This is a genomic window from Verrucosispora sp. NA02020, from assembly GCF_013364215.1.
In the GTDB taxonomy this organism is placed as follows: domain Bacteria; phylum Actinomycetota; class Actinomycetes; order Mycobacteriales; family Micromonosporaceae; genus Micromonospora.
Genome location: NZ_CP054923.1, coordinates 5,817,779 through 5,834,309 on the forward strand (window position 1 = coordinate 5,817,779; position 16,531 = coordinate 5,834,309).

A 16,531-nucleotide genomic window follows, 5' to 3' on the forward strand; every position below is an offset into this window, starting at 1 on the left:
ACCCTATTGGATCATGACGCTAACAGGATCCGAGGAAAAAGGCTCGTCAAGACCTTGATCAACCGACCGGGACCGGAACCGGGGCCTGCTCGTCGAGATCGACCTGCCGGTTCCAGTCGGACTTGCTGGCCCGCCAGCCCTCGTCGTCCAGGCCCCGCCGCCAGTAGCCGGAGATGGAGAGCGCGTCGCGCGGCACACCCCGTTCCACCCGCAACAGCTTGCGCAACTGGCGGACGAAACCCGCCTCGCCGTGCACGAACGCCTGCACCGCACCGGGCGGGAAGTCCAGCCCGCGTACGGCGTCGACAAGCGCCTCGCCCACCGGCCGGGCACCCCGGTGCAGCCAGGTCACCGCCACCGCGCCGGGGCTGGGCAGCGGCTGCTCGTCGAGCGGGCCGTCAACCTCCAGGAAGACGTACGCCGGCACGCCGGCCGGCAGCCGGGCCAGCGACGCGGCGATCGCCGGCATCGCGCTCTCGTCGCCGACCATCAGGTGCCAGTCCGCCTCCGGGCTCGGCGCGTACGCCCCGCCGGGGCCGACGAACAGCACCTCGTCGCCGGGGCGCAGAGCCGCGGCCCACGGCCCGCCGAGCCCCTCGTCGCCGTGGTGCACCACGTCCACGGTCATCTCCCCCGCCACCGCGTCCCAGTTCCGGACCGTGTACGCCCGCAGCCGGGGGTAGTGCTCCCGGGGCTGCTCGCGGCGGATCGCGGCGAGGTCCATCGGGCGCGGGTAGTCGACCCCGTCGACCGGGAACACGATCTTGATGTAGGTGTCGGTGTACTCGCCGAGCGGCAGCCCGACGAGTTCCTCCCCACCCAGCACCAGCCGGATCACGTGCGCGGTGGGCCGCCCGGTGCGCAGCACGCGGGCGGTGGTGACCTTGATCGGGCGCTCCGTCATCTGGTTAGGCTAACCTAACTAGCCCGGTGGTCGTCCACCCCGGTACCCGATCCCCACCCCCGACCGCCCCCGACGGCGCGCGACGGGGTGTGGTGTTAGGAGGGGTCCCTTCCTATACACCAGGCGTTAGCAGGGGACCCTTCCTTACATCCCCTTCCTTACATCGCCTCCTTACATCGCAGCGCTGCCGAGCAGGCGGGCGTGCCAGGCGAGCGCCGCCGGATCCGTCAGCGACGCCACCTGGTCGATGACCACCCGCAACCGGGCGGCGTCGTCCGGCGCGGAACGCCACCACGGCGCGAACACCGGGTCGAGCAGATCCGGCGCCCGCCGTGCCAGCGCCGCCACCAGGTCGGTGAGGATCTTCCGCTGCCGCTGGTAGTGCTGCGACGCGCCGGGACGGCGCATCACGTACCGCAACGCGATGCCCTTGAGCAGCGCGCACCGGGCCCGCAGCGGCCGGGGTACGACGAGGTCGGCCTCGTACCGGCGGTGCGGCCCGGGGCCGTACCGGTCGGTGGTGGCCGACACGGCGGTCGCCACGAGACGGCCGGTCAGCACGCTGGTGGTGGCCTTGAGCGCGGCCTGCGCCCGATGGCTGCCGTCGTAACCGGCCAGCGGCGCGAACACCGGGTCGGCCAGCAGGTCCAGCAACACCTGACCGAGGTGGTCGGGGGACTCGGTGGAGTAGACGGCGGCCACGTCGGCGCAGAGCGCGGCCCGCTCGTCGGCGTCGACCCGCAACGGCTCCAGGGTCAGGTACCCGCCGTGGATGGCGTCCTCGACGTCGTGCACCGAGTACGCCACGTCGTCGGCCCAGTCCATCACCTGCGCCTCCAGGCAGCGCCGCTCGCCGGCCGGGCTCCCCTCCCGCAGCCAGTGGAAGACCGGCAGGTCGTCGGCGTACACGCCGAACTTGCGCTGGCCCGGTCGGCGCGTCCACGGGTACTTGCCGACGGCGTCCAGCGCGGCGCGGGTCAGGTTCAGGCCGGCGGAGGTGCCGTCGGCGGCGTACACCTTGGCCTCCAGGCGGGTGAGTACGCGCAGCGTCTGCGCGTTGCCCTCGAAGCCGCCGCAGTCGGCGGCGACCACGTCCAGCGCTGCCTCGCCGTTGTGCCCGAACGGCGGGTGCCCCAGGTCGTGGGCGAGCCCGGCGGTGTCCACCACGTCCGGGTCGCAGCCGAGCCGCGCGCCCATCTCGCGGGCGATCTGCGCCACCTCCAGCGAGTGGGTCAGCCGGGTACGCAGGAAGTCGTCGGTGCCGGCCGCGTGCACCTGGGTCTTGGTGGCGAGCCGGCGGAACGCCGCCGAGTGCAGCACCCGGGCCCGGTCCCGCTCGTACGGCGACCGGCCGTGACCGGCGTCCTTGGCCGGCTCCGCCACCCAGCGCGCCTCGGCGCCGTCAGCGTTCAATCCCCCGCCTGCCGCAGGACGCAGAACTCGTTGCCCTCGGGGTCCGCGAGCACGGTCCAGTCGTCGCCGTCCTGGCCGACGTCCACGTGCCGGGCTCCCATGTCGACCAGCCGCTCCACCTCGGCCTCCCGGTCGGCCGGGCGCAGGTCGAGGTGCAGCCGGTTCTTGCCCTCCTTGATCCCGGTCCCGCGCACGAAGAGGATGCCGGGCAGCCGGTCGGCGGACTGCCGGATCTCCGCCTCGTGCGCCAGCTCGCGCACCACCTGGTAGTCGAGCGCCTCGGCCCACCAGCGGGCGAGCCGGCCCGGGTCGCGCGCGTCCACGGTCAGATGCGTCCAGACGCTGGTCATGCCGGCACCACCGGCCGGCCGTCGGCACGACTTCCCAGCAGTGCGGTACGCGGTTCCATCCGGCCACCCTTCGCGACGACGGTCCACGGGCGAGCCCAGGTTACGCCCGCCCGGCCGCCGGGGCCCGGCCACGACGTGCCCCTGTCGTGGTCACATCCTCCGATCAGTCGAGAGTTGCCGACCGATTGCCGACGGTCACGGGATCGCCTAATTTGACGCCGACAGGTAGCGTCGCCACTGCGGAACGTCACCTGTTGAGGCGGAGACACGACCGGTGGGAGAGACACGCTCGTGAACGCGGAAACGATGATGGGCACCGAATTGCGCGGGCTGCGTCGCCGCCGCCCCGAGATCGCCGGCGTCGTCCTCGCCGGCATGGACGGCCTGCTGATCTCCAGCGACCTGCCCACGACCGATGCCACCCACCTCGCCGCCCTGGCCGCTGCCAGCTTCGGACTCGGTCACCGGATGGCCACCACGGTCCGACGGGGAGAGTTCCACGAATCCGTGGTGCACACCGCCGCCGGTTGCGTGGTCACCTACCCCGCCGGCCGGGACGCCCTGTTGACCCTGGTCGCCGAGCCGGGCGCGGACCTGGTCGCGCTGCGCGAGGAGGCCCGGGGCCTGGTCTCCCGGGCCGGTGCCGCGCTCGCCGCCCGGCACCGCCCGACGTTGCCGACGCAGCGTCCCGACCCGCACGCCCCACTGGCGGTACGCACCCCGATGGCCACCCTGCCCAGCCGGCGTCCGCATCGCGACCCCTACATCACCTGGCGTCGACCGCCGATGTGAGTCCGGCACCAAGCCCGACGGCACCGGCACCGGGCCGGTGGATGCGCGTCCACCGGCCCGTACCCGTCAGCGACTGTCCGAGCCCGCCGTGACCACTGCGGCCCGCCCCGCCTCCAGCCGGGCCACCGGCACCCGGAACGGCGAGCAGGAGACGTAGTCCAGCCCGACCGAGTGGAAGAAGTGCACCGAGTCCGGGTCACCACCGTGTTCGCCGCAGACGCCGATCTTGAGCCCGGGGCGGGCGGCCCGTCCCTCCTCGGCGGCGATCCGCACCAGCCGGCCGATCCCGTCGGCGTCGATGGACTCGAACGGTGAGATGCCGAAGATGCCCAGTTCCAGGTAGCGCCAGAAGAAGGCGCCCTCCACGTCGTCGCGGGAGAAACCCCAGCCCATCTGGGTCAGATCGTTGGTGCCGAAGGAGAAGAACTCGGCCGCCTCGGCGATCTGCCCGGCGGTCAGCGCCGCCCGGGGCACCTCGATCATCGTGCCGATCAGCACCTCGACGTCGCTGCCGCCGACCACCTCACCGATGATCCGTTCCGCCTCCGCGCGGACCGTCTCCAACTCCTGCACCGCGCCGACCAGCGGCACCATGATCTCGGGGCAGGACCGTACGCCCTGCCGGGTGCACTCCACCGCCGCCTCGGTGATCGCCCGCACCTGCATCGCGAACAGGCCGGGGATCACCAGGCCGAGGCGTACGCCGCGCAGCCCCAGCATCGGGTTCTCCTCGTGCATCCGGCGTACGGCGGCCAGCAGCGCCTCCTCCTTGGCGACGTCCTCGCCGCGTTCCTGGGCGACCGCCACGTCGACCGCGAGCTGTTCCAGCGGGGGCAGGAACTCGTGCAGCGGCGGGTCGATCAGCCGGACGGTGACCGGCTGCCCGTCCATCTCCCGGAAGATCTCCACGAAGTCCGCCCGCTGCAACGGCAGCAGCGCGGCCAGGGCCTGCTCCCGTTCGTCCGCCTCGCGCGCCAGGATGAGCCGTTCGACCAGCTCACGGCGGTCGCCGAGGAACATGTGCTCGGTGCGGCAGAGCCCGATGCCCTCGGCACCGAAGCGCCGGGCCCGCGCCGCGTCGACGGCGGTGTCGGCGTTGGTGCGTACCGCCAGCCGCCGCGCGGCGTCAGCGTGCGACATGATCCGGTGTACGGCCCGGACCAGCGCGTCGTCCGTGGCCTCCGGGTCGAGTTCGCCCTCGAAGTACTGCACCACCTCGGAGGGCGTGGCCGGCACCTCACCCAGGTACACCTTGCCGGTGGTGCCGTCGATGGAGACCACGTCGCCCTCGGTGACCGTTCGCCCGGCCACGGTGAACCGCCGGCCGGGTACGTCGATGTCCAGCTCGTCGGCGCCGGAGACGCAGGTCTTGCCCATCCCCCGGGCCACCACGGCGGCGTGGCTGGTCTTGCCGCCACGCGAGGTGAGGATGCCGCGTGCGGCGATCATGCCGTTGAGGTCGTCCGGGTTGGTCTCCCGGCGGACCAGGATCACGTCCTGGCCCTCGGCGGCCAGCTCCACGGCACGGGTCGAGGTGAAGACGACCGCACCGACGGCGGCACCCGGCGAGGCGCCGATGCCGGTGGCGACCGCCTGGAACTCGTGGTCGAGCTGGAAGCGGGGGAACATCAGCTGGGCCAGTTGGGCGCCGTTGACCCGGTGCAGCGCCTCGTCCAGGTCGATCAGCCCCTCGTCCACGAGCTGACCGGCGATGACGAACGCGGCGGCGGCGGTCCGCTTCCCGACCCGGGTCTGCAACATCCAGAGCTTGCCGTGCTCGATGGTGAACTCGATGTCGCACAGGTCCCGGTAGTGCCGCTCCAGCCGGGCCATGTAGTCGAGCAGTTCGTCGTAGGACGTCCGGTCGATCCGTTCCAGTTCCTGCAACGGCACGGTGTTGCGGATGCCGGCCACCACGTCCTCGCCCTGGGCGTTGGCCAGGTAGTCGCCGTAGATGCCCTGCGCGCCGCTGGCCGGGTCGCGGGTGAAGGCGACCCCGGTGCCGGAGTCCGGCCCGAGGTTGCCGAAGACCATCGCCACTACGTTGACGGCGGTGCCGAGGTCGGCGGGGATGCGTTCCTGCCGCCGGTAGACCACCGCCCGCTCCGCGTTCCACGAGTCGAAGACCGCGCGGATGGCCAGGTCGAGCTGCTCGCGCGGCTCCTGCGGGAAGTCCCGCCCGGTGTGCTTCCGGAAGATCTTCTTGTACGTGTCGACGAGTCCCCGCAGGTCGTCCGCGTCCAGGTCGAGGTCGTCGGTGGTGTTCCGGGCGCGCTTGGCGTCGTCGAGCGCCTGCTCGAACTCCTCCCCCGGCACGTCGCAGACGGTCTTGCCGAACATCTGGATCAGTCGGCGGTAGGAGTCCCAGGCGAACCTGTCACTGCCGCCGGAGGCGGCCGGGTCGGCGGAGTCGGCGTTGGCGCCGGCCTGCCGGGCCAGGCCCACCACGGAGCGGTCGTTGAGCCCGACGTTCAGGACGGTCTCCATCATCCCGGGCATGGAGAACTTCGCCCCGGAGCGCACCGAGACCAGCAGCGGATCGTCCGGGTCGCCGAGCCGCCGGCCCATGCCCCGCTCCAGGGAGTCCAGGTGACGCGCGATCTGGTCGGCCAACCCGTCGGGCTCCGCGCCGGTGGCGAGGTACGCCTGGCACGCCTCGGTGGTGATGGTGAAGCCGGGCGGAACCGGCAGGCCGAGATTGGTCATCTCGGCCAGATTGGCACCCTTGCCGCCGAGCAGATCCTTGAGGTCCTTGTTGCCCTCGGCGAAGTCGTAGACGTACTTGTGTTCGACCGTTTCCTGCGTCACCAAAGCCTCCCACGCGCCCGGACTGACACTTAACGAAGGTTCAGTTTTCGATTTCCCCGGGATCGACCACTGCTAATCCAAGGGACTTTTCCGATCGGTGGGCGAAGGCTAAGCGAACGTCGCGAGCCCCGGGAACATTCGGTGACAAGGGGCACAGCAATCACCATCGGTCGCGCTCGCCACGGTCCCTGGGAACGTTTCCACGTGCACGAATACGCAACAGCCGGTCTCCCCGTACTCTTGACGGCACGCAGCGTCACGCTCGCACCTTTGCCAGAACCGCCGCGACTACACCCCTCGGAGCCGTCGTCGTGTCCACGCCCCCCACCACCGCCCCGCAGCCACCCGAGAGCACCGGCCCGGCCGGCGTACCCGCCGCGCGGACCGGCACCACCGCGGACCGCACGCCACCCGCCGCCCCGGAGGCCACCGCCGTCAACGCGGTCGCCGCTCCAGCGGTCGCCGCCGCCGATCCGGCCGGCCACGCGGTCCGCACCGCCGGAGAGCTGGCGGAGACGGCGGCGCGGGAGGCGGCGACCCAGCTCGCCCGGCCGGCGCCGGTCCCCCTCGACGACGTGGTGCCGGCCCCCGAACACGTCACCCCGGACGCCAGCGCCGACCATCTGCTCACCGCCGACACGGTCATCCGGGTCAGCGCCGACCCCGCCGCCCTCGCCGTCGCCGAGCAGCTCGCCGCGCTGCTGCGCCCCGCCACCGGGTACCCACTGCCGGTCACCGACACCACCGAGCCCGCCCCGGCCGGCGGCATCGCCCTCGACCTGACCGGCGATGCCGACCTCGGTGCGGAGGGCTACCGGCTCGACGTCACCCGCGCCGGGGTACGCCTCACCGCCGGCACCGCCGCCGGCCTGCACCACGGGGTCCAGACGCTGCGCCAACTGCTGCCCGCCGACATCGAGAGCGCCACCCCGGTCGACCGGCACTGGGTGCTGCCCGGCGGATCGATCCTCGACCGGCCCCGCTACCCGCACCGGGGCGCCATGCTCGACGTGGCCCGGCACTTCTTCGGCGTACCCGACGTGCTGCGGATGATCGACCACCTGGCCCGGTACAAGCTCAACCGGCTGCACCTGCACCTCACCGACGACCAGGGCTGGCGGATCGCCGTCGACTCCTGGCCCGACCTGAGCACCGTCGGCGGGGCCACCGAGGTCGGAGGCGGGCCGGGCGGGTACTACACCCAGGCCGACTACCGCCGGATCGTGACGTACGCGGCGGCCCGGCACATCACCGTCATCCCCGAGATCGACCTGCCCGGGCACACCAACGCCGCATTGGCCGCGTACCCGGAACTCTCCCCGGACCGGACCGCTCCGCCGCCGTACACCGGCACCGAGGTCGGGTTCAGCTACGTCGACCCGGCACACGATCGGACGTACGACTTCGTCGCCGACGTCCTCGGCGAACTCGCTGCACTCACCCCCGGCCAGTTGTTGCACATCGGCGGCGACGAGGCGTTCAAGGTGCCCGCCGACGTCTACGCCGGGTTCGTCGAACGGGTGCAGCGGATCGTCGCCGGGCTCGGCAAGACGGTCGTCGGATGGCACCAGATCGCCCCGGCCGGGCACATCGACGGACGGATCCTGCAGTGGTGGGGCACGAACGGCGACGACCCGCAGACCGCCGACGCGGTCCGTCGGGGCGCCCGCGTGATCCTCTCCCCCGGCAACCACGCATACCTGGACATGAAGTACGCCCCGGACACGCCGCTCGGACACGACTGGGCCGGTCTCATCGACGTACGTCGGGCGTACGAGTGGGATCCCGGCACGCACCTGACCGGCGTGCCGGCCGAGGCCGTACTCGGGGTGGAGGCGCCGCTCTGGACCGAGTCGGTGACGAGCCTCGACGAGATCGAGTTCATGCTGCTGCCCCGCCTGCCCGCGATCGCCGAGCTGGGCTGGTCACCCCGCCGTACCCACGACTGGGACGCCTTCCGTCGACGGCTGGCCGGGCACGGCCCGCGCTGGACGCGGGCGGGCGTCACCTTCCACTCCGCACCCGACATCCCCTGGCCGCCCCACGCAACCATCCCCCCTGCAAGGAAGGGCCCCTTGTTAACGCCTGGTGTATAGCAGGGGACCCCTCCTAACATCGCCCCCGCGCGGTGGGCGGGTTCGCGACGGGGCAGGTGATGTCGGGGGTTCGACGCCGGACGGTCCGGGCGCGAGGACGCGTCAATCTAACGCCGGATCATCCGGTTTGCCGCTGGAGATTCGTACCTTGATGTCTGGTTCGTGCCCGCTCGTGGGTGGGCCGTGGCCGCGGCGATCGCGGAATCATCGGGCCGGGCCGAGGGTTGTACATGGCATGACCGCGACGCCTCCCCCGGCGCCGCACCCCCCGGGACCCGGGTCGGAATGACCCCGCACCCCCCGGCGTTACACCTGGCTCGGACGTCGTGAGCAGTCCCCACCGCGCGGACGCCGACGAACCCGGGACATCCCCCCGCGGCACACCCGTCCCCCACGGGAGATCGCCGCACACCCCCGACGAAAGGTTCAGATCATCATGCGTACCACCATGCTGCGCAAGACCGCTCTGACCATCGCCGCTGCCGCCGCCACCGCCGGAGGCATCGCCGCACCCGCGATCGCCGCCCAGGCCACCCCGGGCGTCCAGGCCGCTGCCGTCGTGCAGGCCGACCGCAAGGGCCACAGCGAGCGCCAGCTCGACGTCCGCTACGAAGCCCAGCCCAACTTCTACTACTGCGGCCCCGCCGCCGCCCGCAACGCCCTCAGCGTCCAAGGCAAGAACATCGACGTCCACACCATGGCCACGCAGATGGGCACCACCGAGAACGGCACCGACAGCATCAACGACATCACCCCCGTCCTCAACCGCGAAACCGGCAAGGACGCCTACAAGTCCGTCGAAATCAACACCCCCACCGCCGACAACCACCAGACCGACAAGCTCCGCGACGACATCATCCGCACCATCGACGAAGGCCGCGCCGTCGTCGCCAACATCGCCGGCACCACCACCGACACCACCGGCACCACCCACAGCTTCGAAGGCGGCCACTACATCAGCGTCACCGGCTACACCGACAACGGCAACACCGTCACCATCGCCGACTCCGCCAACCCCGACCACGCCCGCTACGACCTCCACATCAACGACCTCGCCAACTGGATCGCCACCCGCGGCTACGCCACCACCCACTGACACCCCAACGGCCGGCCCCCCACACGGGGGCCGGCCACTCGAACCTGCCGGCCGTTGCCGAAAGAAAACTCGCCAGTGTCTCCGCCAATTGAGCACCCCGACCCGACATTCGCAGGTCGCGGGCTCCATACCAGCTTTCGCCGGATGGTGCTCCTTAGAAAGGCCAACAAAAACCTATTGGAAAAGCAAACCCCAGCAACAAAATGTTGTTGCCAAAGGAATCCCCACCAACCCGAAAGTTGGCACGGGGCATCATAAAACAATTTGGCACTGGCTTATCAAGCACCCTGTTGAGTTCTCAAAGAACAACCACACACCACACCACGATCCTGCATTTCTGCCTGACCGCGTCTGGGGCAACCGCTCCAAACTATCTGAGCCGCTCTCGGAGTGCAACCTGAAGAATCAGACTTTTACTCTGTAGCTTGCTCGGGACCCGCGCTGACGCACGCCCATCGGGCGGTCGTTTCTGTCGCGGGAAGCGGCAGACCGGCGATCACCATCTCTGGCGACCCACCCGGCTCCCTGCCGGCTTCAGCACTCTACCCGGTTGGCTTCGCGATCGCAACTCCGTCTTAGGGAGTCTCTCGCACCACCCGGTCTCAGTCTCAGGTCGACGGTGTCGACTCGATCCTGGCGCCCGTTCTCGGCCGGTTTGCCCCGGCCTCCCTCGTGCAGAGAGAAAGTTACGCGGACGTCCCGGAGAAGGCAAATCAGGATCCGTCGATGGTCTTGTCCGTGGGGCCAGTCGGGCCGGGCCGGGGGCTGCGAAGGCGAATGCCAGTCTCCCCGGGTCTCCCCCCGTCGGCACTCGACCACCCTGCGGTGGAACCTGTCCTGTCGGCGACGACCGGGACAGACCAGGACGTGCCAGAGTGTCTGGCATGGATGACGTGTCCCGGCCCGCCAGTCCGGTCCTCGCCGAGGACGCGCTACTCGGGCTTCTCCTGCCGTTCTGGCAACTGATCATCGGTGCGTTCGTGCTCTTCGCGGTGGTGGCCTCGATCGGACGTCTGATCAAGCGCGGCCCGTCGCGGATGAGTACGGCATTACTGGTGACCGCCGCCGCCATCGCCGGCTTCGCACTGGTGGGCGTCCTGCTACAGGGGTAGCGCCGTTCACATCCGCCGGTTGGCCAGGCTCGGCAGCTCTTCCCGGATACGTTCCAGCCGGGTCAGGTCGATGTCGGCCACCGCGAATCCGGGACCGTCGGGCACCTGGGAGAGCACCGAACCCCAGGGGTCGACCACCATGCTCCGGCCGTAACAGGTGCGGGCGGGTTCGTGGTCGCCGGTCTGGCCGGCCGCCGCGACGAAGCACTGGTTCTCGATCGCGCGAGCACGCAACAAGACCTCCCAGTGGTCGCGGCCGGTGTGCATCATGAACGCCGCCGGCACCACCAGCAGGTGGGCGCCTCCGCCGGAGGCGAGCTGCCGGTAGAGCTCCGGGAACCTGAGGTCGTAACAGATCGACAGGCCGACGCGTACGCCCTCGACGTCGACCACCACGGGACGGTCACCGGGTGCCACCGTGGCGGACTCCCGGTACGAGACTCGGCCGGGGATCTCCACGTCGTACAGGTGGATCTTGCGATAGCTGGCGGCAAGGGTGCCGGACCGGTCGAAGACCAGCGTGGTGTTCCAGGTGTGTTCGGGGTCCGGGCCGGACTCGTGGAACGAGCCGGCGATCAGCCAGACACCCCGTCGACGGGCGACGTCGGCGAAGAACCGGCCGACCTCGCCGTCGACCGGCTCCGCCGCAGGCATCCCCTTCGACGGGCCGAGGTAGTCGACGTACTCGGGGAGGAGCACCAGGTCGGCGCCGGCGTCGGCCGCCCGATCGATCAGGGCCTCGGCGGCGACCAGGTTCGCCTTACGGTCGTCCCGGGAGTTCAGCTGGCAGACAGCGACGCGCATGCCTGCCAGCGTACGACCGAACTGCCGTGGACGGCAGCGCGAGCACCTGGCACCGGCCCGATCAGGCCGACTTCTCCTCGCGCTCGCGCCGCGCCCGACGGCCGGTGAACTCGCGCGGGACGATGGTCGGGTTCACGTTCTCCAGCACCGCGTCGCGTCCGATGAGCACCCGGGCGGCGTCGGGGTTGCTGGGCACCTCGTACATCACGGAGAGCAGGACCTCTTCCATGATCGCCCGCAGACCACGGGCACCGGTGCCACGCAACATCGCCTGGTCGGCGATCGCCTCCAGCGCCGGGTGCTCGAACTCCAGCTCGACGCCGTCCAGCTCGAAGAGGCGTTGGTACTGACGGACCAGCGCGTTGCGGGGCTCGGTGAGGATGCGGACCAGCGCGCTGCGGTCCAGGCTGCGCACGCTGGTGATCACCGGAAGCCGGCCGATGAACTCGGGGATCAGCCCGAACTTGAGCATGTCCTCGGGCATGACCTGGCTGAAGATGTCGTCGGTGGACCGCTCGGAGACGGCCCGGAGACGGGCACCGAAGCCGGTGCCGCCGTGACCCGTACGCGCCTCGATGATCTGGTCCAGCCCGGCGAAGGCACCACCGCAGATGAACAGCACGTTGGTGGTGTCGATCTGGATGAACTCCTGGTGCGGGTGCTTCCGGCCGCCCTGCGGGGGAACGTTGGCGACCGTGCCTTCGAGCATCTTCAGCAGCGCCTGCTGCACGCCCTCGCCGGAGACGTCCCGGGTGATCGACGGGTTCTCCGACTTCCGGGCGATCTTGTCGACCTCGTCGATGTAGATGATCCCGGTCTCGGCACGCTTGATGTCGTAGTCGGCGGCCTGGATCAGCTTGAGGAGGATGTTCTCCACGTCCTCGCCGACGTAGCCGGCCTCGGTGAGGGCGGTGGCGTCGGCGATGGCGAACGGGACGTTGAGCATCCGCGCCAGCGTCTGGGCCAGGTGCGTCTTGCCGCACCCGGTCGGACCGAGCAGCAGGATGTTCGACTTGGCCAGCTCGACGCCGTCGTTACCGGAGCCCGGCGCACCGGCCGCCTCGGCCTGGATGCGCTTGTAGTGGTTGTAGACCGCGACGGCGAGCGCCTTCTTGGCCTGCTCCTGCCCCACGACGTAGTTGTCGAGGAACTGGCAGATCTCCATCGGCTTGGGAAGCTCTTCCCACTTCACCTCGCCGGACTCGGCCAGCTCCTCTTCGATGATCTCGTTACAGAGATCGATGCACTCGTCGCAGATGTAGACCCCAGGGCCCGCGATGAGCTTCTTGACCTGCTTCTGCGATTTACCGCAGAAGGAGCACTTGAGTAGGTCGCCACCGTCACCGATCCGTGCCACCTACGTTCTCCCTGCACTCATCGGCCGGAGCCCCGGCCACGACCTGCGGACGCTTACGCTCCGCCCGTCTTCTTACCCCGCCGGTCGCCCGGCTAAGTGGTACGGACCCGACGTTACCCGCTGTCGGAGTTTTCTCCGACCCCCAAAACGGGTGTGTCAGAGGCCGGCGGGCAACAGACCCCGCCGGCCTCTGGCCTGGTAACGGTCAGCTGGCCGAGTTGGCGGCCAGCAGTCCCTTCTTGCGGCTGGTGAGGATCGTGTCGACCAGCCCGTACTCGCGGGACTCCTCGGCCGTCATGATCTTGTCGCGGTCGATGTCCTTGCGGACCAGGTCGACCGCGCGGTTGCAGTGCCGGGAGAGCATGTCCTCCAGCTGGGTCCGCATCCGCAGGATCTCCCGGGCCTGGATCTCGATGTCCGAGCCCTGCCCGTAGCCGCCCTCGGTGGCCGGCTGGTGGATGATGATCCGCGAGTTCGGCAGCGCCATCCGCTTGCCCGGCGTGCCCGCGGCCAGCAGCACGGCGGCGGCGGACGCGGCCTGACCCAGGCACACGGTCTGGATGTCCGGCCGGACGTACTGCATGGTGTCGTAGATCGCCGTCATGGCGGTGAACGAGCCACCGGGCGAGTTGATGTACATGATGATGTCCCGGTCGGGGTCGGTCCCCTCCAGGGTGAGCAGCTGGGCCATCACGTCGTTGGCCGACGCGTCGTCCACCTGGACGCCGAGGAAGATGATCCGGTCCTCGAAGAGCTTGTTGTACGGGTTGGACTCCTTGACCCCGTACGACGTGCGCTCCACGAACGACGGCAGGACGTAGCGGTTGTGCACGGCCGCGAACTGTGGCGGCAGGCTCAGGTCGGTCATCGTCTGCTCCTCGATCAGCTCAGGGTCCCGGCGCCCTCGGGAACCTGGGCGGCCCCGGTGATCACCTTGTCGATGAAGCCGTAGTCCACGGCCTCCTGGGCGGTGAACCAACGGTCACGGTCCGAGTCCGCCTCGATCTGCGCCGGGGACTGGCCGGTGTGGGAGGCGACCCGCTCCTGGAACATCCGCTTGGTGTAGAGCATCTGCTCGGCCTGGATCGCGATGTCGGCCGCGGTACCGCCCATGCCACCGGAGGGCTGGTGCATCATGATCCGGGCGTGCGGGAGGGCGTAGCGCTTGCCCTTGGTGCCCGCGCAGAGCAGCAGCTGGCCCATCGAGGCCGCCATGCCCATCGCCACGGTCGACACGTCGTTGTCGATGAACTGCATGGTGTCGTAGATGGCCATACCCGAGTAGACGGAGCCACCGGGCGAGTTGATCCAGAGGTTGATGTCGCGGTCCGGGTCCTCCGCAGCGAGCAGCAGCAGCTGCGCGCAGATGCGGTTGGCGACCTGGTCGGTCACCTCGCTGCCCAGGAAGACGATCCGCTCCTTGAGCAACCGGTTGTAGACCGAGTCGTCGAGGTTGCCAATGGTGTCACCGCCACGGGCGTCAATCGCCCGGAGCGGCTTCGCTGGGATGTGCATGTCGGTCATGGCAGCCCTTCGCTCTCCGTACCGTCGTGTCCGACACTAACCGCTGCGCCGGGCGGCAGAGCCCCGGTCCGGGCACTGTTCGCTCTCAGCGCAGGACCCCTGAGAGGCGTACCCGGCAAAGGAATCGGGCCACCACCCACCGCTACCGGCGGACGGTGGCCCACCCCCGCGATCAGTGCTCGTGCGCGTGCTCCTGCTCGCTCGCCTCACGGAGAGCGTCGAGGCTCACCTCGTTGCCGGCCGAGTCCTTGATCTTGACGCGCTCCATGACCGAGGCGAGCGCCTTGCCCCGCCGCACGTCGCCGTAGACCGCGCCGGCCGTGCCGGAGCGGACCAGCTGGTCGTAGTACTGCTGGGGGGCCATGCCGGCGCGCTGGGCGCGGTGCACGATCTCGTGGCCGAACTCGTCGTCGGAGACCTGCGTGTCCTCGGCGTCGGCCAGCGTGTCGAGCAGCAGCTGGACCTTGACGCCCTGGGTGGCGGCCTCGGTCAGCTCGGTGTCGATCTGCTCCTCGGTCTTCTCCTCGGCGGAGAGGTAGTCCTCCATCGAGGCGCCGATGCGCTCGAGCTGGTCGACCATCGCCTGCTTGCGGCTCTCCACCTCGTCGCGGATGACGCCCTCCGGCGCCGGCACGTCGGCGACCTCGACGAGCTGCTCGAGGGCCTTGTCCCGGGCGGCGTAGATCTGCTCGACCCGCTTGCCCCGGGTGACCCGCTCACGCAGGTCGTCGCGCAGCTCCCCGATGGTGTCGAACTCGCTGGCCAGCTGGGCGAAGTCGTCGTCCAGCTCGGGCAGCTCCTTCTCCTTGACCGTCCGCACGGTCACCGCCACGTCAGCGTCCCGACCGGCGAAGTCGCCGCCGACGAGCTGGGTGGTGAAGGTGGTGTCCTCGCCGGCGGAGAGGCCGACCACGGCCTCGTCCAGGCCCGGCAGGAGCTGCTTGCTGCCCACCTCGTGGGAGATGTTGCTGGCCGAGCCGCCCGGCACCTCCTCGCCGTCGACGGTCGCCCGCAGGTCGATCTGCACGTAGTCGCCCTCGGCGGCCGGCCGCTCCACGGTCTTGAGGGTGGCGAAGCGCTCGCGCAGGCTCTTCACCTGCTCGTCGATCTCGCTGTCGTCGATCTTGAGCTCGTCGACCGTGACCTCGATGCTGGCCAGGTCGGGCAGGGTGATCTCCGGCCGGACGTCGACCTCGGCGGTGAAGTTCAGCGAGTCACCGTCGTTGAACTCGGTGATCTCGACCTCGGGGCGACCCAGGGTCTTGAGGTCGTGCTCGCGCACCGCGCTCAGGATGTTCTGCGGGATCGCCTCCTGCACCGCCTCGTTGAGCACGGTGCCCCGGCCGACCCGCTGGTCGATGATCGCGGACGGGACCTTGCCCCGGCGGAAGCCGGGAATCTGGATCTGCTGACCGATCTCCCGGTACGCCTTCTTGAGGCTCGGCTCGAGCTCGACGAACGGCACCTCGATGGCGAGCCGCACGCGCGTCGGGCTCAGAGTCTCGACGGTGCTCTTCACAGGCGTACTCCTTGACGGATCTCGGTTGTCTCTGGGGCGCTCTTACAGCCCATAGAGTGTAGGCGAGCCGGCACGGCGGGCCGGCAGCGCCCGGGAACCGCACGAACGGCAGGACCCGGAACGGTGACCGGCGCCCGGGTCGACCCGGCCGCGAGCGGCAGTCGGGGTGGCGGGATTTGAACCCACGGCCCCTCGCTCCCAAAGCGAGTGCGCTACCAAGCTGCGCCACACCCCGTGGCGACGTGCAGTCTATGCCGTCGGTCCGACAAAGGGATGCCGGGGCGTCACCCAACGCGCCGAACGGGATGAACAGGACATCGCGGCCGTTACCCACCATCCCCGGCCATCCGTACCGCCGCGCCGACGACCGCGCGGACGCCGCACCGGATACGGCCGCGCGGGGCAGACGCGCATTGGGTACGCTGTCGGCGCGCCCTGATCCGTCGGGGCGTAACGCGGGCGTAGCTCAATGGCAGAGCTTCAGTCTTCCAAACTGACGGTGCGAGTTCGATTCTCGTCGCCCGCTCCAGCACCACCGGCCCAGGTCAGCGGCGTTCTCGCCCAGCCTGGGCCGTTCTTTATGGCGATCCGGTCCCGCTCGTGAGGAGCAAGGTCGAATGTGAGCCTCTCGCGCGATACGGAGAGTCCTAGTCCGACAGCAGCCGACTCCGGACCTGGGAGGCGTCCTAGCATGGCCGAATGAGCAGCAGGTCAAGCCAGACGTCACCGCTGACCCGCCTGTTGAATCACCGGAAC

13 protein-coding genes and 2 tRNA genes are annotated in these 16,531 nt (G+C 70.0%); 5 read left to right on the forward strand and 10 right to left on the reverse strand.

Annotated features, from left to right (window positions below):
• Positions 1-58: 58 nt before the first annotated feature.
• The 3 genes from HUT12_RS25885 to HUT12_RS25895 form a co-directional block, all read right to left on the reverse strand.
• On the reverse strand, positions 59-904 hold the full coding sequence (locus tag HUT12_RS25885; protein ID WP_176095030.1) for a siderophore-interacting protein: 846 nt from the start codon (positions 902-904) through the stop codon (positions 59-61).
• Positions 905-1,075: 171 nt separating this feature from the next.
• A complete protein-coding gene (locus tag HUT12_RS25890; protein ID WP_176095031.1) occupies positions 1,076-2,317 on the reverse strand; it encodes a deoxyguanosinetriphosphate triphosphohydrolase in 1,242 nt (413 codons plus the stop codon).
• Complete coding sequence (locus tag HUT12_RS25895; RefSeq protein WP_176095032.1) at positions 2,314-2,667, reverse strand: VOC family protein; 354 nt, start codon at positions 2,665-2,667, stop codon at positions 2,314-2,316. Before HUT12_RS25895 ends, HUT12_RS25890 begins: the two co-directional genes overlap by 4 nt.
• 306 nt (positions 2,668-2,973) lie before the next feature.
• On the opposite strand from HUT12_RS25895, the gene HUT12_RS25900 reads away from it, so the two are divergent.
• A complete protein-coding gene (locus HUT12_RS25900; RefSeq protein WP_254876962.1) occupies positions 2,974-3,459 on the forward strand; it encodes a roadblock/LC7 domain-containing protein in 486 nt (161 codons plus the stop codon).
• Positions 3,460-3,525: 66 nt separating this feature from the next.
• On the opposite strand, the gene ppdK is transcribed toward HUT12_RS25900, so the two are convergent.
• Positions 3,526-6,270, reverse strand: a complete 2,745-nt coding sequence (gene ppdK / locus HUT12_RS25905) for a pyruvate, phosphate dikinase (protein WP_176095034.1) — start codon at positions 6,268-6,270, stop codon at positions 3,526-3,528.
• A gap of 308 nt (positions 6,271-6,578) precedes the next feature.
• Here ppdK and HUT12_RS25910 point away from each other — a divergent pair, with 308 nt between their 5' ends.
• The 3 genes from HUT12_RS25910 to HUT12_RS25920 all read left to right on the forward strand — a co-directional run bounded on the left by HUT12_RS25910 (position 6,579) and on the right by HUT12_RS25920 (position 10,571).
• Positions 6,579-8,363, forward strand: a complete 1,785-nt coding sequence (locus HUT12_RS25910; RefSeq protein WP_254876963.1) for a beta-N-acetylhexosaminidase — start codon at positions 6,579-6,581, stop codon at positions 8,361-8,363.
• 436 nt (positions 8,364-8,799) lie between these two features.
• The gene (locus HUT12_RS25915) at positions 8,800-9,459 is read left to right on the forward strand and encodes a C39 family peptidase (protein WP_176095035.1); all 660 of its coding nucleotides are present in this window, start codon (positions 8,800-8,802) and stop codon (positions 9,457-9,459) included.
• Positions 9,460-10,343: 884 nt separating this feature from the next.
• On the forward strand, positions 10,344-10,571 hold the full coding sequence (locus tag HUT12_RS25920) for a hypothetical protein (protein WP_131052510.1): 228 nt from the start codon (positions 10,344-10,346) through the stop codon (positions 10,569-10,571).
• A 6-nt stretch (positions 10,572-10,577) separates the two neighbouring features.
• Here the strand turns inward: HUT12_RS25920 and HUT12_RS25925 are convergent, their stop codons facing one another.
• From HUT12_RS25925 to HUT12_RS25950, 6 genes are all read right to left on the reverse strand, one after another.
• Complete coding sequence (locus tag HUT12_RS25925) at positions 10,578-11,375, reverse strand: carbon-nitrogen hydrolase family protein (RefSeq protein ID WP_131052511.1); 798 nt, start codon at positions 11,373-11,375, stop codon at positions 10,578-10,580.
• Between the two features lie 61 nt (positions 11,376-11,436).
• Complete coding sequence (gene clpX / locus HUT12_RS25930; RefSeq protein ID WP_131052512.1) at positions 11,437-12,732, reverse strand: ATP-dependent Clp protease ATP-binding subunit ClpX; 1,296 nt, start codon at positions 12,730-12,732, stop codon at positions 11,437-11,439.
• A 205-nt stretch (positions 12,733-12,937) separates the two neighbouring features.
• Positions 12,938-13,600 carry an ATP-dependent Clp protease proteolytic subunit gene (locus tag HUT12_RS25935; RefSeq protein WP_131052513.1) on the reverse strand — a complete coding sequence of 221 codons (663 nt, stop codon included), beginning with the start codon at positions 13,598-13,600 and terminating at the stop codon, positions 12,938-12,940.
• 14 nt (positions 13,601-13,614) lie between these two features.
• Positions 13,615-14,256, reverse strand: coding sequence for a ClpP family protease (locus HUT12_RS25940; RefSeq protein WP_131052514.1), 642 nt, complete (start codon positions 14,254-14,256; stop codon positions 13,615-13,617).
• 172 nt (positions 14,257-14,428) lie between these two features.
• Entirely contained in the window at positions 14,429-15,775 is a 1,347-nt protein-coding gene (tig, locus tag HUT12_RS25945) for a trigger factor (protein ID WP_131052515.1), read from the reverse strand.
• 161 nt (positions 15,776-15,936) lie between these two features.
• Positions 15,937-16,010: transfer RNA gene (locus tag HUT12_RS25950), tRNA-Pro, on the reverse strand.
• Positions 16,011-16,230: 220 nt separating this feature from the next.
• On the opposite strand from HUT12_RS25950, the gene HUT12_RS25955 reads away from it, so the two are divergent.
• Positions 16,231-16,304 (forward strand) — tRNA-Gly (locus HUT12_RS25955).
• Positions 16,305-16,531: the final 227 nt, after the last annotated feature.